The following is a 14,209-nucleotide window of genomic DNA, read 5'->3' as shown; positions in this document are numbered from 1 at the left end:
CTTATATTTGATGCAAAAATAAATCTAATGAATCTGTTTGCGCTCTTAGCTCTTCTAGGCTACCTTGAAAAAAGACTTTTTTGTCCTTTAAGACTACCATTCTATCCACAACTCCCTTCACACTTTCCATATCGTGCGTTACCATCACAATGCTAATCCCAAGCAAATCTCTAAGTTCTTTAATGAGTGCATCAAAATGTCTTGCACTCCTAGGATCTAGCCCACTTGTTGGTTCATCTAAAAAAAGAATCTTTGGGCTAAGACTTAGGGCTCTAGCCAAACCAACGCGCTTCACCATTCCTCCACTTAATTCACTGGGATAAAGCTTAGCAACTTCAGGATTTAACCCCACTCTTGTTAGCCAAAAATATGCCAAATTCTCTCTGTCTTGTTTGTCAAATTTTGTGTATTCGCACAAAGGCAAGGTAAGATTATCAAGCACATTAAGAGAGCTAAATAACGCCCCAAATTGAAACAACACTCCAAAGTTTAATTTCATTGCCAAAGTTTCTTTAGCATCCAATCCCCAAATTTCTTTACCCAAAATCCTAACTTCCCCACCAATGGGCTTTTTAAGAAAAATCATCGTATTTAAAAGAGTGCTTTTCCCACTTCCGCTACCCCCCAAAAGTGCGAAAATATCACGAGAATACACCTCAAAGCTCACGCCATCGTGGATAATGTTTTTGCCATAGCCTGTGTAGAGGTTTTTAACTTCTATTAAGCTTTCTTTTTGCAAACCCCCCATTTACCAGCCCATCTCTGTAAAAATCACCGAACAAATCGCATCAAAGGCAATCACTAAAAAGATCGATTCTACAACACTTTTAGTCGTATGCACTCCAATGCTACGCGTATCCTTAGCCACAATAAATCCGTGAAAACAACCAATAAAAGAAATAATTAAACCAAAAAATGGCGCTTTAGCAATCCCCACCCAAAAATGCCGCATATCCACCATTTGCAAAAATCGCTCCACAAACTGCTCAGTGCCAATTCCAAGCTGCAATTGACACACCAACATAGCCCCCAAAAGCCCAAATAAATCAGCAATAAAAACCACCAAAGGCAAAACTAAACAAAGCGCCAACATACGAGGCAAAACTAAAAAGGTAATTGGATCAAATCCCATAACGCGCATTGCATCGATTTCTTGAGTTGCTTTCATCATTCCAATCTCTGCGCTAAAAGCTGATGCACTCCGCCCTGCAATAATAATTGCTGTAATAATGGGTGCCATTTCTCGCAAAGTTAGCATAGAGCTCATTTCAACAATTAAAAGACTTGCGCCAAACTGCTTTAGCTGAATCGAACCTTGATAGGCAATCACAACCCCAATTAAAAAACAAGCCAACGCTACGATTCCAATCGCTTTTATTAATGATTCTTGAATGCAATACAAAGTTGCTTTTAAGCGAATATTTTTGGGCTTTAAAAAGCTTGCAAACCAAGCATAAAGAATCTCTCCAAAAAATCCAATCACTCTAATGGAATCTTTAAAAAAACCCTTTAATATTTGCAAACTATCCCAATGTAGCTTGATAAAATCTTTCACCACATCTTGTTTTGGGGGATTTTTTCTAGTTGCAAGAATTTGAAAAATTTGCTGACTTTTGGAGTGATTTTTCAAAGCATTTTCTAAAACAATATTTTTTGATTCTAAGGATAGAATCCAACGCTCCAAAATCTCTCCACCACAAAAGTCTAAATCAAAATTTTCTGCTAATTCAATCTTAATCTTAACATTTGTTAATTTTATAGAATCAAGTCTTAAAAGCAATGTTTTTGGGATTTTATAATCCCAAAAACCGCCTAATTTTAGGACGTAAATATCACTCTTTGTAATTTCTAATGTTGGTGTCATTTTACTCTTCATAAATAAAAGGAACGCCTTTAATCACTCCACTTTCAAAAATCTTTTTTGTATTTTGAGCGATTCGTGAAAAATCTGTCTTTAATTCCTTATCACTCAAGGTTATGTCTTTGAAGTATTTATTTAAAAGCGCCACCTTCCCTTTTGTGTCATCTTTTTTTAACTTAGCTGCTTCATTCATAATAAGTTGAGATTTGACAAAGGCTTCTTTTTCGTGGATTGGAGCAAAAATCATTTTAATATTAGCTTTCTTTAGCTCTTGATTAATGCTTTTTAAATGCTCTCTACAATAAGGGCAATCTGGATCTGAGACCACAATCTTAGTAGGGAGATTCTTACCTTCTCCTTGTAAATACAAGAAATCACTCTCTTTAAAACTGCTAAAAAGCTCCTTTAAAACCTTAGAATCTCTAGCTTCTTTCTCTTTTTGTGCTTGATTTAAAGCTTCTTGCATCATTTGAGTATCTACATTGCTAAGCTTTAAAACATTGCTTAATCCAATAAAATATTCACCCTCTTTACTCACAATCACAGGAAAAATATCACCACCTTTTGTTTTACCAATTACAAAATACATTGAAGGAAAGCTAACAAGCTCTTTTTTAAACTCCACTTCCACCTCAACATCTGCCATAGCTTTAATGCTTTTTTTGAAATTCTCTTCTAAAGCAGCACTTGCAAAAGTCAAACCACAAGCCAAAATTGCAATAATCTTTTTCATTAACATTCCTTATGTTTTTTTGTTAATCATTATACAAAGAAAACTCAAAAAAGCCACTAAAAAAGTAATTTAATTACCCCTTAATTTGCATTGGCAACTCCCAAAGTGGCAAAAAGATACCAAGCGCTAACCACAACACAAGAATCCCAAGCACAAAAACCATCAAAGGCTCCATCATTGCCAACAAACTCTCACTTTTATTCTGCAGCTCTTCTTGATGCAGCGCCAAAATTACCTCCAAAGCTTCTAAAAATCCCGCTTGATCCTTAGCGCTATGCAATAATTGCACACTTAACAAATCCCAAACTCCACTGCCCTCAAAGCTATCTGCAATCAAAGCTCCACGCATAAGGCTAGGATAAATCTCTTGCAATCTTTCTTTAAGATAAGTATTACTTAATGATTTTGTTGCAATCTCCAAAACTATTTTCAACTCTAAATTGCTTTTATAGAGCCAATAAAAACACAATAAAAACTGCGAAGTTTGATAAAAATATAACACTCTCCCCAAAAAAGGTATCTTTAAAAGCCATTTTGATATTTTTGCTTGAAATTTGTTGTTTATGTAATAAAGTTTTCTCAAAAGCCATAATCCTAAAATCATCACTCCTAGAATCAAAACCCCATAATTTAAAACCAAAACTCTCATAAAAAGTAAGCTTTGACTAGCCAAAGGCAGAGATGAATCAAGACTAGCAAATAAACTTTCAAATTGTGGCAGCACAAAAAGTGTGATACCTAAAAAAACTAAAACCATAACACAAACCACAAAAAGCGGATAAAACAGAATCTTTCTTAAAAGCTTATGGTTTTTTTGTCTATTTTGCAAATCCAGCAAAATAAACTCTACTGATTCTGCTAATCTCCCACTTTTTTGCCCTATCCCAATCATCGCGCAAATAAAATCTGAAAAACCAGCTTCCCTAAAACAAGCAGCCAACTCCCTACCTTGATGAAGCGAATTAGAAACCTTTAAAAACTGCATTTTCAGATAATTATTTCTAGTATATTTTTGGATATTTTCTAATATTTCTTTAAGTGGCAAATTAGCCTTTAACCCAAATTTTAGCTGATGAAATGCGCTAGAAATTTCTTTTGTCTTTGGCTTTTGCAAGAAAAAATAATCCAGCCAACTCTCTTTATAATCTATCGCCAAAACTAAAACTTTCTTCTTTTGCAGGGTTTCTTCAAGTGCTTTTTTATTAGGGGTGCTAAATTTTTGCTCATAAATCTTGCCATTCTTTTTGTATTTAACCACAAAAGAAGGCATTATTTAATCACCTTATACACTTCTTTAAGATCTGTAATACCATTTTTGGCTTTATTAAGCGCTCTTTTTTCTAGGGTAAAGCTTTCATCATTGGCAAGGATTTTTTCTAAAATTTCTGTTTTGGTGATTTTTTGGGCGATAAAATCTTCTAAATCTTTATCCATACACAAAATCTCTGCAACCACTTCACGCCCACTATAGCCCGTGTAATTACACATTTCACAACCTTTTGAAATAAAAACTCCATCTTGAGATTCTCGACAATGCCTACAAAGCTTCCTTAACAATCTTTGGGCAATGATTCCGCTTAAAGCTTGGGAAATAAAATAAGATTCTAATCCCATATCCAATAAGCGCACAATCGTATCTAGCGAATCATTAGTGTGTAGTGTCGCAAAAACTAAATGTCCTGTAAATGCCGCTTGAATCGCAATTTGCAATGTCTCTTTGTCTCGCACTTCACCCAAAATAATAACATCAGGATCCTGCCTTAGAACATTTCTTAAAATCGATGCAAAATTAATCTTAGCTCCTATTGCCACTTGAGAAATATGCTTTAGCCGATACTCCACTGGATCTTCAAGTGTGATGATTTTAAGATTCCTCTCTTTTAAGATATTTAAGATTCCATACATTGTTGTGCTTTTTCCACTTCCTGTTGGTCCTGTAATAAAAACTAAACCATAGGGTAAATTAAAAAGATTAGTGATTTTTTCTAGCTCATCAGATGAAAACCCCAAAGTCTCTAAAGGCATAAGTGTTTTTTGCTTATCTAAAATTCGAAGCACTATGGATTCTCCTTCAATCAAAGGAAGTGTGGAAACACGAAAATCAAAGTCTTTTATGATTTGGTTTCTTAGCTCTATGCTTAGAGAAAATCTACCATCTTGTGGGATTCTAGTCTCTGTGATATTAAGATGAGAAAGTAACTTAATGCACGAACTTAACGGATTTAAAAGCCAAGATTCCAAGCTCAAATATTCCACCAAAACTCCATCAATTCTAAGGCGAATCCTCATAGTCTCAAAGTCTCTCTCAAAATGCACATCACTTGCGCCTTTACAAACAGCTTCTTGCAAAATAAGCTTTAAAAACTCCAAAATACTAGAATTTTCCTCTTTAGAATCTTTAGTAATTTCATTTGGAATCCTCTCTAAAAGTTTCTGTAATAATTCCTCTCGTTCAAGCCAAGAAATTGCCACTTTAAAATCCCTATTTTTAATTAAACCAAACGCGATAGAAAAGTTAGAAAAAATCATTTTCAAAGTTTCTTGATAAGACTTCTCAAAAGGATTTTTTAAGGCAATTAGCAGAGTTTTTTCTTCTTTTTTTATAATAATGGCTTCAAAATATCTCATTTGATCTAAGCTTAAGAGAAATGCCACCTCTTTTTTAATGGCACCAAGCTTAAATAGCTCCAAGCCAAGCTCTTTTGCCAACTTTTCAAAAAGTAAATCCTCTTCTTCTAAAGAAAGGGAATCCAAATCACTTTCAAAAATTTTTTTCAAATCTTATTACCTTGCATTTGTGTCAATAATAAAACTAATTTTTCATCATAATAAGTTTGCAAAACATACTCTAAAACTTCTATGGCTTCTGTTTTTTTGCCCTCCAAATACAATCCCTTTGCAAAAACTTCCCAACTTCCTAGATTCTGCGGATTCTCTTGATTTGCTTTTAGTGCAAGAGTTTTTGCTGCCTGATAATTTTCTTTAGCTAAAAGTGCTTCTGCTTGATCTAACCAATCCTCTTTTGAATCCTTGGGGCGACTTGCAAGGATAATTTTTTTGCTTTTTTCTTGTGGTAATTTGGCTTGGGGCAATGTTTCTTGAGATATTTTTACTATAGTTTCTTTTTGTGGTGGCAAAATAGACTTTTTAGGAACTGCAGGATTCAAAGACAAATATTCTGCAAACACCCAACCACCAGAAACTCTCAAAAATCCATTTTCTATCTTAGAGTATTCACAAATCTTTGCATTATATTCCAACCTCCCTTGAATATCTGCTTCAATCGTTGGCTTCTCTCTTAGGTTTAGCTCACTAGCTTGGACATAAAAACAAGGCTTTGAGATAGATTTTGATTCTAAATAAGGATTAATATCTTTAGCAAAAAAGATCAAAACTCCTCCCACCACCATACAAAGCAAGGCAAATTTCAACATTTATTCCTCCTTAATAAGCCTATATCCAAGTGTTTCTAGACTAACATTTTCTTGTGCTTGGATAATTTTTGGCTCAATGATAAAAATAATTTCCTCTGTATTTTCTATCTCTTGAGAATAAGAAAAAAGTGGCTTAATCAATGGAATACTCCCCAAAATAGGTATTTTATTTTCCTTAGTGGCAAAATTTTTAGAAATCAATCCGCCCAAAATCACTTTTTGATTGTTTTTCACACTCACAATTGATGAGAGTTGATTAGTCATCAAATTTGGTGGGGTTTCAAAGGCAGTATTAGGAATCTCAGTGCGATTCTCTTTAGTTTTGGTAATGGAAGGATTGATTTTTAACATAATTTCCTCCCCAAAAATGAGTGGAGTAATATCCAATAAAACCCCAGCAAAAAGACTTGGATATTCATTGTCTGTATTAGTAAGCGTTGTTTGGGCATTCGTATTTTGATAAATGGTATTTTTTTGATAGCGCAAAATATCTCCTACGCTAATCATAGCGGGTTGATTATTAAGCGTTAAAACTTTTGGATTAGAAATTGATTCCACCTTACCATAAGATTCTAAAAATTCAATAATCCGCGTAAGGCTTAAACCTTGTGAAAAAATATTGATTCCATAATGCAAATTATTCACGCCCTTTTGTCCCACAATATTTATCCCACTCGCATTCCCAACTTCTCCATTCCCACCAAAACTCGCCCCCTCTCCAAATGGTGGAATTATTAAATTTTGTAGATTATAAAGATCATCCCAATTAATGCCTGTGGTATTAGTGTTATTGTGAGTGATACTCAAAATATGCACATCAATTAAGACTTGTTTTTGCAATCTTTGGTGCAAACTCTGAATATAAGCCCCCACTCTCTCTAATTCCTTTTTGCTTCCTCGCACACTAATAAGCCCTGCTCCCTTATTAAGCACAACCCTAGAATCATTTTCTTTTTGTCCCAAAATCCCTAATATCTCTCCCTCAATAGTTTCCCAAAAGTTAAATCCATCTTCACTAGTAATATTAATCCCTGATTTACTTGTCGCTTGTGAATCATCAGTAGCACTGCCATAGCTAGAATACCTAGAACTATCCTCGTGATTAATAGATACTGAAGTGTTGCTAATGCCTACTCGATTAGTGCTAACATAATTGATTTTATAAATTTTAGTCTCTATGCTTTTAAGTAGCAAAACATCATTCTTATAAATATAATGCAAATCTGCCTGATCAAAAAGCAAATCAAATACAAAATTCAAATCTTTACCCTTAAAATTAACCATTGTTAATTCTCTATCTAAATGGCTCTTTGCTGCTTCATCATCTAATACCACACTAAAAGAACATTCATTTGCAAACTCTCCTAAAACTTCATAAATCTTAACTCCGAAATCTTGCAATTCCAAATCAAACACTCGATTCTCACAAGCCTGCAAAAACCCAAAACTCATCCCCCAAAAACAAAAAATAAGCTTCAACAAATTCACAAAAACTTCCTCTCTTTGGCTAGACAAACTTCTCTCAAATCCTTTCTTATTTTGCTTTTTAACACCACACATTTTTTGCCAATTTCACTTACCACAAACCCTTCAAATTCCTCTCCAAGCCCCAGCCATTTGCCATTTAAATTAACCTTGCTAGGCATAATTCCAAAAATCCTTAAATCCAATTCTTCATAAAAAAATGGATCATAACACCAAGCAAACATACCCAAACAAAATACCACTAAAACTTGCTTCATCATTTTTCATCTTGAAGGGTTTTTAATGTCATAAAAAAATCCAATCTCTGTTGATTAGGATAAACCAAAAAACTCTCTGTTAAAAAAGTCTGTAATGCTTCAGCCTCTCTTAAAAATAAAAAAATGCTCTCAAAGTCTCCACTTCCGCTAACTAAAAATTTATCCACTTCTCTTGCAATAAAAAAAGATTCTAACTCACTTCCTAATTTCTTTAAAACAAAGAAGTTTTGAAATTTTCCTTGCAGTCTTTCTTTTTTTTGATTCTGCTCTTTAATCAATGACTCTAGCTCTTTAATCTCTTGTTTTAGCTTCACATTATCCAAAATAGGAATCCCCTGCTTTTCTTGTAATTTTGCTAATTCTTCCTCCATTGCAAAAGTTTTAGCTTTTGCTTGATTAAAGGATTCTTGAATCTTTGCAAAACTCATCGCAAACACCACCCCAAAGCAGCTTATGAACAAAAAAATTACCACCAAGATTCTCTCGCGTAAAGTTCTTTTTGACAAAAATTCCTCTATCTTTTGGAGAATTGCTCTCACACCTTAATCCTTACAAAATAAAATCCCTCAATTTCCTCTAAACTCTCCAAATGTGCAAGATGATTCTGTTCTAATAACTCCAAAAACTCTATAACATTAGCACCTACAAATAAAATTTCAAAAACATCTTGCTTGGAATTAAAATAAGCGATTTTGATTTTTTGTAACTCTAAGAGCGGATTAATTTTGTCAAAAAATTGTGTGATTCTAGGATTAGTGTGTAAAAATTTTTGCAAAAACTGCTCATTATCTTTAAAAGATTGCTTTAAGGTTTCATATTTTTCTTGCAAAGCCACACTCTCTTTTTGCAACATTGTGTAATTTTGCATTTGGGTTTGTAGTGCTTTATTTTGATTTTCAATTTGTGCTTTTAAATTCTCATGATTCTTATTTTCAAGAAATATCAAAAGACTTAAAAACAAAGGATATAAGAGCCCACAAATCACTCCAGTAGCACCACTAAGCAAAGTTATTCCCATCTTTTGCTTCCAAAATGGAATGGGTTTTTCTAAGGGGTTAAAATTCCACGATTCTTCTAAAGTTAAATCTTCAAGTTTTGGATTTAAAACCTCCCACTTTATCAAATTCCCCAAAGATTCTTCTTGAGTTTGCCCCTGCGTGTCCCAAAAATAAAAATTTGCGTTTGGATAATTATGAAAAATTTCTTGAGATTTTTCCAAAGAATCTTGCAATTCATTAAAGCTTTGTAAAAAAGTAATTTGCCCCTTAAAATATCCCACTAGAGTGATTTCTAATTTCTCGCAAAAATGGAGCATTAAAATAAATTGTTGCTCTTGATTAACTAATCTATAAGCCAAAAAAGCAGGATGAGTTAAAAACTCTCTAAAATCTTTGATTCCTTGTAATAAAATTTCCTTATTAATAAGCAAACAATAAAAGCAGTCTTTATCATAAAAATAGTGTAAAAAATATTCACAATCTCTTCTTAGATTTAAGATTTTGCAAATCTTGTCTTCTAAAAAGTCGTGAATATTTTCTTTGTCATATTCCTTAAGAAAAAGGGGATAAAAAACCATTGCCTGATTTGAAAAAAACCGCATTGCTTTTTCGCTTTTTATTGATTTTTTTATTTATTTTATCAATAATACTTAAAGACAATTAAAAAATTTTTTAACTTTTTATTTTTCAAGGATACAGATGTCAAAAAAAGCCTTTAGCTTATTAGAGATTATTCTTTTTATTTCTGTTATAAGCGTTCTTATAATCGCCTTACTCCAGAGCACTTCATTAAAAAATATCCAAATCCAAAAGCAGACTCTAGAACTTCAAAAAGTAACTTTTTGTAACAATGATAGTATTTTGTGTCTTTTTCAATCCAATATCCCCGAATCGCTTTATTTTTATGAAGTTAATGCCACAAAATGAAAAAAGCCTTTAGTTTAATTGAAATCACTATCGCTCTTGGAATCTTAGGAATCATCGCAATGCTAAGCGCTCCTTCTATCCTAAAAATCTATGAACTCCATACCCTCTCCCAATATAAATTAGAAACCAAACTCCAAAGCCTTAATGCTCTTTTGCAAATCAAAAAAATCCTACAAGATTCAATCCAACCAAGCCTCAAAATAATCCCTAACGAATCAATAACTCAAAATCCCCTTAATCTCAAAAATAAAAGCTTAATTTTCTACCCCAAAATACAAGAATCATTTTTGATTGGGGATTATAGTTTGCCTTGTTTGCACGGAATCTTTAACCCCAAAACCTTGCAAATTCATTCTACTTTAAATTTAGAACTCCTAGCTATCAAGGCTGATTTTATCCATCTTTTAAATCAAAACTGCAAAATTTATCACAACAAGCTACACGCCCTTTTTGTGACAGAAAATTTTGTTTTCCCAGAGGATTTTTATTCGCAAAAATACACCGCAGAAATTCTAAACCTAAACGCCAATTTTCTGCAAACCACTATCCCAAAATTCTTAGAATCTACTACACCCAATCTCACTTTATTGCCCAAAGTTTATTTTTTACAGACACCCTATATTTTAGAGTTTGAAGACAAAATTTCCCTACAAACCAAAGACAAAACCCATATTATCTTTGAAAATCTTGATTCCTTTTTCATCTCCACAAATAATTTTGGAATCCTTTTAAAACTCTGCACCAAAGACGCAGACAACCAAAAACTCTGCTTAGAAGACTTTATTATAAAAGAGACATTATGAGAGCTTTTGTATTGCTTCCACTTATTATTTTTATTATTTTAGGTGCGATGATTCTGTGGCTTTCACTCAAGCAAGAAACCTTACAAGAAGACCTACAAACCCAACACACACAAACAAAGCATCTAGCACTACACTTCATTTCTTTTAAAGAAATTATTAAAAGTAAGATTCAAGATAAAAGCCTTATAATTTCAGATTTCACAGAATTTTCAATGACGATTCATGAAAAATTTCATTATCAAGCTATTATCAAAAAGTTTGACTCTAAACTAGAAAAAAACTCCATTTATTTTGTAGATGTTTTTGGTCAGTGTCTCTTTTCTATACAGCCTTGCTCATTACGGAAAGATTTTATTTTATATTTAGATACTTTTTAATAAAGTTGGCTTGATTGAAAAATTAAATTAAAATCTTAAGGAATTCCTTGTGAAATGGACAGAATTTGATACAAGGTGGATGCTCTCTCTTTTTGGGACAGCTGTTGGAGCAGGAATCTTATTTTTACCTATACGCGCAGGAATGGGTGGGTTTTGGCCTGTTGTAGTAATGACATTGCTTATTTTTCCTATGGTATGGCTTTCACACCGCGCTTTAAGTCGCTTTGTCAATGAAACAAGTAGCGTTGATCACGACATTACTCACGCTGCTGAAGAATATTGGGGAAGAAATACAAGCTTTTTGATTACAATTTTGTATTTCTTTGCCATTTACCCTATTTGTCTTGCTTATGGTGTTGGGATTACCAATACTTTTGCTAGTTTCTTTGTCAATCAATTACAACTCACAAATCTTTATGATTCTCAGACTATGCAACTTTACCCCTCTGTAAGGTTGATTTTGGCTATTATTTTAGCAAGTGCTATGATGGTAATTATGCTACTTAAAGAAAAGACCATAACCAAAGCTTGTAATTTCTTAGTTTATCCACTTTGTCTCGTGCTTTTTGCCTTTTCTTTTTATTTAATTCCGCATTGGAAATTAGAGATTATTCAAACTACTCCAAGCCTAAAAGATTTTATTGAGATTGTTTGGCTAACACTTCCTGTGCTTGTTTTCTCTTTTAATCATTCCCCAGCCATCTCCACTTTCACCCTAAGTGTGCGTAGAGAATATGGAGAAAATTCCGAACAAAAAGCCAATCAAATTCTTTTTAGAACTTCTGCAATGCTCTTGATTTTTGTAATGTTTTTTGTTTTTTCTTGTATTTTATGTTTAGATGCGACTGATTTTCAAGCCGCAAGAGATGCTAACATTCCCATTCTTTCCTATTTTGCCAATAAACTTGATGTGCCTTTTATTGCTTATGGTGCGCCAGTTGTAGCTTTTTTAGCCATTGTAACTTCATTTTTTGGTCATTATTTTGGTGCTTATGAAGGCTTAAATGGTATTTTACGCAAAGCCATCAAAATGTCTGGCAATGAGAATCCAAACCTTAAAGCAATCAAAATCTTTAGCACACTCTTTATGTATGTTACTATCATCGCTGTTGCTTATCTTAATCCTAGTATTCTAAATTTTATTGAGAGCTTAGGCGGTCCTATTATTGCGATGATTTTATTTATGATGCCAATGATTGCTATTTGGAGTGTAAGCAAACTCAAAAAATACAAGAATCCTGCCTTGGATCTTTTTGTAACTATTACAGGTATTTTGACAATCTCTAGTGTTGTTTATACCCTTTTTTAAAATAAATGAGTAATTTAAGTATTTTTAAAATCGGCATAGGTCCTTCATCTTCACACACACTTGGACCTATCTTAGCCGCCAATGCTTTTTGCAAAACCCTAAAGGAAAAAAAACTTTTTCAAGAAACTACTCAAGTTAATGCCACACTTTTTGGCTCTCTAAGCTTAACAGGCAGGGGACATTTAAGCGATAAAGCTCTGATTTGGGGGTTAAGCGGACTTAATCCAAAAGCCATAAATCCTTCTTTGCAAGAAGAGATTCTCAAAGAAGTTATGGAAAACAAAACACTCAAATTAGGCGGAGAGAGAAAAATTTCTTTTGTCTATGAAAAAAATATTCACTTTTGCAATGAGTTTCTACCTTTGCATGAAAATGCAATGGAGTTTTCTGCCCTTGATGAAAAAGGAAAGATTCTCTTTAAAGAAAGGTATTATTCCATAGGCGGAGGCTTCATTAAAACCCAAGAACAAATACAAAATCGCAACACAACTAAAACAACACAACTAAAACTTCAAATCAATAATGCCAAAGAACTCATTCAAGAAGCCAATAAGCGCAGAAAAAATCTTGCTGAAATTTCTATGCTTTATGAAAAACAATTCCACACCAAAGAAGAAATTAGAGAATATTGCATGGAAATATGGGAAGTAATGCAAGAATCATTTTATCAAGGTTGCCACCCAAAAAGCTTGATTTTACCAGGTCCTTTACATTTACACAGACGCGCAAAGGGGCTTTATGAGCGAATTTGTCCCACCACAGATCCTTTTGGGATTTTAGACTACATTAGCCTTTATGCCATTGCTATTGCTGAAGAAAATGCAGGGGGAGGCAGAGTAGTAACTGCTCCAACAAATGGGGCTTGTGCGGTTATCCCCAGTGTGATGCTCTATCTTAAAAATCATAGCGTTGGCTTTAGTGATACCTTGGCTGTGGATTTTTTACTCTCTGCGATGATGATTGGCTCACTTTATAAGAAAAATGCAAGTATTAGCGGTGCTGAAGCGGGTTGTCAAGCAGAAATTGGTTCAGCTAGCTCTATGGCAGCTGCTGCAATGACTACGATTCTAGGTGGCAACATACAACAAGCTTGTAATGCTGCTGAAATTGCTATGGAACATCATTTAGGGCTAACTTGCGATCCTGCTTTTGGGCTTGTGCAAATTCCTTGCATTGAGCGCAATGCCTTTGGTGCGATTAAAGCTATTAGTGCTGCACGAATGGCAATGACACGCAAAAGCCATCCTGTAGTTAGCTTAGATAATGTGATTGCAACCATGTATCAAACTGGCAAAGATATGAATGCAAAATACAAAGAAACCGCTCTTGGCGGACTTGCCAAAACACTTAGTAAAAGCGTGTGCTAATGCAACTTTTTATTTGTGGTAGCCACACTGATGTAGGTAAAACTTCTGTAAGTGCAGCGCTGTGCTATGCTTTTGGGTTTGAATATTTTAAATTAGTCCAAGCTGGAATCCCAACAGATAGCCAAAAGATTCAAGCTCTAAGCCCTCACACCAAAATCCACCCACAAGGCATTCTCCTTCAAACCCCTGCAAGCCCACATATTGCAATGCAAAAAGAAAACATACAATACAATGGGTTAGAAATCCCCTTACCTCTTTCTAATCACCTTTTGATTGAAAGTGCTGGTGGGCTTTTTACACCTTTGGATTCTTGTGTGTGTATGATTGATTTTCTCCAAAAATATCGTTTTTCAACACTTTTAGTAGGAAGCTATTATCTAGGCGGAATCAATCACATTTTACTTAGCATTGACGCCTTAAGGCAAAGAAATATTGAAATTCTAGGACTTATTATCTCTGGAGAACAAAATCCCCAAATGGACAGCTTTATTCAAAATTATAGCTCAATTAAAATCGCTCATTTTCCCACCTACACCAATGATTTCCAAACCAAAGCCCAAAACCTCAAAGATTCGCTCAAAAAAAATGGAATCCTAAACTTAAAGTAATATTTTAAGAGATAAAACGCTAAAATTATAGAAAAATTATTTAAGGTTAT

16 protein-coding genes are annotated in these 14,209 nt (G+C 33.9%); 6 read left to right on the top strand and 10 right to left on the bottom strand.

Annotated elements, in window-relative coordinates; translation table 11 throughout:
* Position 1 precedes the first annotated feature (1 nt).
* From CCY98_RS06005 to CCY98_RS05960, 10 genes are all read right to left on the bottom strand, one after another.
* Positions 2 to 748, bottom strand: a complete 747-nt coding sequence (locus CCY98_RS06005) for an ATP-binding cassette domain-containing protein (RefSeq protein WP_112057663.1) — start codon at positions 746 to 748, stop codon at positions 2 to 4.
* On the bottom strand, positions 749 to 1,876 hold the full coding sequence (locus tag CCY98_RS06000) for an ABC transporter permease (protein WP_258439359.1): 1,128 nt from the start codon (positions 1,874 to 1,876) through the stop codon (positions 749 to 751). It lies immediately after the preceding gene.
* Positions 1,866 to 2,594, bottom strand: a complete 729-nt coding sequence (locus CCY98_RS05995) for a thiol peroxidase (RefSeq protein WP_112057662.1) — start codon at positions 2,592 to 2,594, stop codon at positions 1,866 to 1,868. The genes CCY98_RS06000 and CCY98_RS05995 overlap by 11 nt, the downstream gene beginning before the upstream one ends.
* A gap of 73 nt (positions 2,595 to 2,667) precedes the next feature.
* A complete protein-coding gene (locus CCY98_RS05990) occupies positions 2,668 to 3,864 on the bottom strand; it encodes a type II secretion system F family protein (RefSeq protein ID WP_112057661.1) in 1,197 nt (398 codons plus the stop codon).
* Entirely contained in the window at positions 3,864 to 5,372 is a 1,509-nt protein-coding gene (locus CCY98_RS05985) for a GspE/PulE family protein (protein WP_112057660.1), read from the bottom strand. Before CCY98_RS05985 ends, CCY98_RS05990 begins: the two co-directional genes overlap by 1 nt.
* Positions 5,369 to 6,028 carry an SH3 domain-containing protein gene (locus tag CCY98_RS05980; RefSeq protein WP_112057659.1) on the bottom strand — a complete coding sequence of 220 codons (660 nt, stop codon included), beginning with the start codon at positions 6,026 to 6,028 and terminating at the stop codon, positions 5,369 to 5,371. Before CCY98_RS05980 ends, CCY98_RS05985 begins: the two co-directional genes overlap by 4 nt.
* Positions 6,029 to 7,543 carry a pilus (MSHA type) biogenesis protein MshL gene (mshL, locus tag CCY98_RS05975; RefSeq protein WP_258439354.1) on the bottom strand — a complete coding sequence of 505 codons (1,515 nt, stop codon included), beginning with the start codon at positions 7,541 to 7,543 and terminating at the stop codon, positions 6,029 to 6,031.
* On the bottom strand, positions 7,513 to 7,773 hold the full coding sequence (locus CCY98_RS05970; protein WP_258439352.1) for a hypothetical protein: 261 nt from the start codon (positions 7,771 to 7,773) through the stop codon (positions 7,513 to 7,515). The genes mshL and CCY98_RS05970 overlap by 31 nt, the downstream gene beginning before the upstream one ends.
* Positions 7,770 to 8,309, bottom strand: coding sequence for a hypothetical protein (locus CCY98_RS05965; protein WP_112057656.1), 540 nt, complete (start codon positions 8,307 to 8,309; stop codon positions 7,770 to 7,772). Before CCY98_RS05965 ends, CCY98_RS05970 begins: the two co-directional genes overlap by 4 nt.
* A complete protein-coding gene (locus tag CCY98_RS05960; RefSeq protein WP_112057655.1) occupies positions 8,306 to 9,370 on the bottom strand; it encodes a hypothetical protein in 1,065 nt (354 codons plus the stop codon). Before CCY98_RS05960 ends, CCY98_RS05965 begins: the two co-directional genes overlap by 4 nt.
* 97 nt (positions 9,371 to 9,467) lie before the next feature.
* Between CCY98_RS05960 and CCY98_RS05955 the strand changes: the two genes are divergently transcribed.
* The 6 genes from CCY98_RS05955 (at position 9,468) to bioD (ending at position 14,159) form a co-directional block, all read left to right on the top strand.
* Complete coding sequence (locus CCY98_RS05955) at positions 9,468 to 9,695, top strand: type II secretion system protein (RefSeq protein WP_112057654.1); 228 nt, start codon at positions 9,468 to 9,470, stop codon at positions 9,693 to 9,695.
* Positions 9,692 to 10,498, top strand: coding sequence for a type II secretion system protein (locus CCY98_RS05950; protein WP_112057653.1), 807 nt, complete (start codon positions 9,692 to 9,694; stop codon positions 10,496 to 10,498). The genes CCY98_RS05955 and CCY98_RS05950 overlap by 4 nt, the downstream gene beginning before the upstream one ends.
* Positions 10,495 to 10,875: a hypothetical protein gene (locus tag CCY98_RS05945; RefSeq protein WP_112057652.1), complete on the top strand. Its 381-nt coding sequence runs from the start codon at positions 10,495 to 10,497 to the stop codon at positions 10,873 to 10,875. Before CCY98_RS05950 ends, CCY98_RS05945 begins: the two co-directional genes overlap by 4 nt.
* 79 nt (positions 10,876 to 10,954) lie before the next feature.
* Positions 10,955 to 12,184, top strand: coding sequence for an aromatic amino acid transport family protein (locus CCY98_RS05940; RefSeq protein WP_112057689.1), 1,230 nt, complete (start codon positions 10,955 to 10,957; stop codon positions 12,182 to 12,184).
* Positions 12,185 to 12,189: 5 nt separating this feature from the next.
* The gene (locus CCY98_RS05935; protein ID WP_112057651.1) at positions 12,190 to 13,551 is read left to right on the top strand and encodes an L-serine ammonia-lyase; all 1,362 of its coding nucleotides are present in this window, start codon (positions 12,190 to 12,192) and stop codon (positions 13,549 to 13,551) included.
* Positions 13,551 to 14,159: a dethiobiotin synthase gene (bioD, locus tag CCY98_RS05930; RefSeq protein WP_112057650.1), complete on the top strand. Its 609-nt coding sequence runs from the start codon at positions 13,551 to 13,553 to the stop codon at positions 14,157 to 14,159. Before CCY98_RS05935 ends, bioD begins: the two co-directional genes overlap by 1 nt.
* Positions 14,160 to 14,209: the final 50 nt, after the last annotated feature.

Source organism: Helicobacter sp. 11-8110 (assembly GCF_003288905.1).
Taxonomy (GTDB): Bacteria; Campylobacterota; Campylobacteria; order Campylobacterales; family Helicobacteraceae; genus Helicobacter_D; species Helicobacter_D colisuis.
Note: the sequence above shows the minus strand (reverse complement) of the source record. Positions and strands in the feature narration are given on the sequence as shown.

What these genes read in the sequence shown, in the direction of transcription:
- CCY98_RS06005 (WP_112057663.1), bottom strand. Translation starts at nt 748, where the DNA reads ATGGGGGGTTTGCAAAAAGAAAGCTTAATAGAAGTTAAAAACCTCTAC.
- CCY98_RS06000 (WP_258439359.1), bottom strand. Translation starts at nt 1,876, where the DNA reads ATGAAGAGTAAAATGACACCAACATTAGAAATTACAAAGAGTGATATT.
- CCY98_RS05995 (WP_112057662.1), bottom strand. Translation starts at nt 2,594, where the DNA reads ATGAAAAAGATTATTGCAATTTTGGCTTGTGGTTTGACTTTTGCAAGT.
- CCY98_RS05990 (WP_112057661.1), bottom strand. Translation starts at nt 3,864, where the DNA reads ATGCCTTCTTTTGTGGTTAAATACAAAAAGAATGGCAAGATTTATGAG.
- CCY98_RS05980 (WP_112057659.1), bottom strand. Translation starts at nt 6,028, where the DNA reads ATGTTGAAATTTGCCTTGCTTTGTATGGTGGTGGGAGGAGTTTTGATC.
- CCY98_RS05970 (WP_258439352.1), bottom strand. Translation starts at nt 7,773, where the DNA reads ATGATGAAGCAAGTTTTAGTGGTATTTTGTTTGGGTATGTTTGCTTGG.
- CCY98_RS05960 (WP_112057655.1), bottom strand. Translation starts at nt 9,370, where the DNA reads ATGCGGTTTTTTTCAAATCAGGCAATGGTTTTTTATCCCCTTTTTCTT.
- CCY98_RS05955 (WP_112057654.1), top strand. Translation starts at nt 9,468, where the DNA reads ATGTCAAAAAAAGCCTTTAGCTTATTAGAGATTATTCTTTTTATTTCT.
- CCY98_RS05950 (WP_112057653.1), top strand. Translation starts at nt 9,692, where the DNA reads ATGAAAAAAGCCTTTAGTTTAATTGAAATCACTATCGCTCTTGGAATC.
- CCY98_RS05945 (WP_112057652.1), top strand. Translation starts at nt 10,495, where the DNA reads ATGAGAGCTTTTGTATTGCTTCCACTTATTATTTTTATTATTTTAGGT.
- CCY98_RS05940 (WP_112057689.1), top strand. Translation starts at nt 10,955, where the DNA reads ATGCTCTCTCTTTTTGGGACAGCTGTTGGAGCAGGAATCTTATTTTTA.
- CCY98_RS05935 (WP_112057651.1), top strand. Translation starts at nt 12,190, where the DNA reads ATGAGTAATTTAAGTATTTTTAAAATCGGCATAGGTCCTTCATCTTCA.
- bioD (WP_112057650.1), top strand. Translation starts at nt 13,551, where the DNA reads ATGCAACTTTTTATTTGTGGTAGCCACACTGATGTAGGTAAAACTTCT.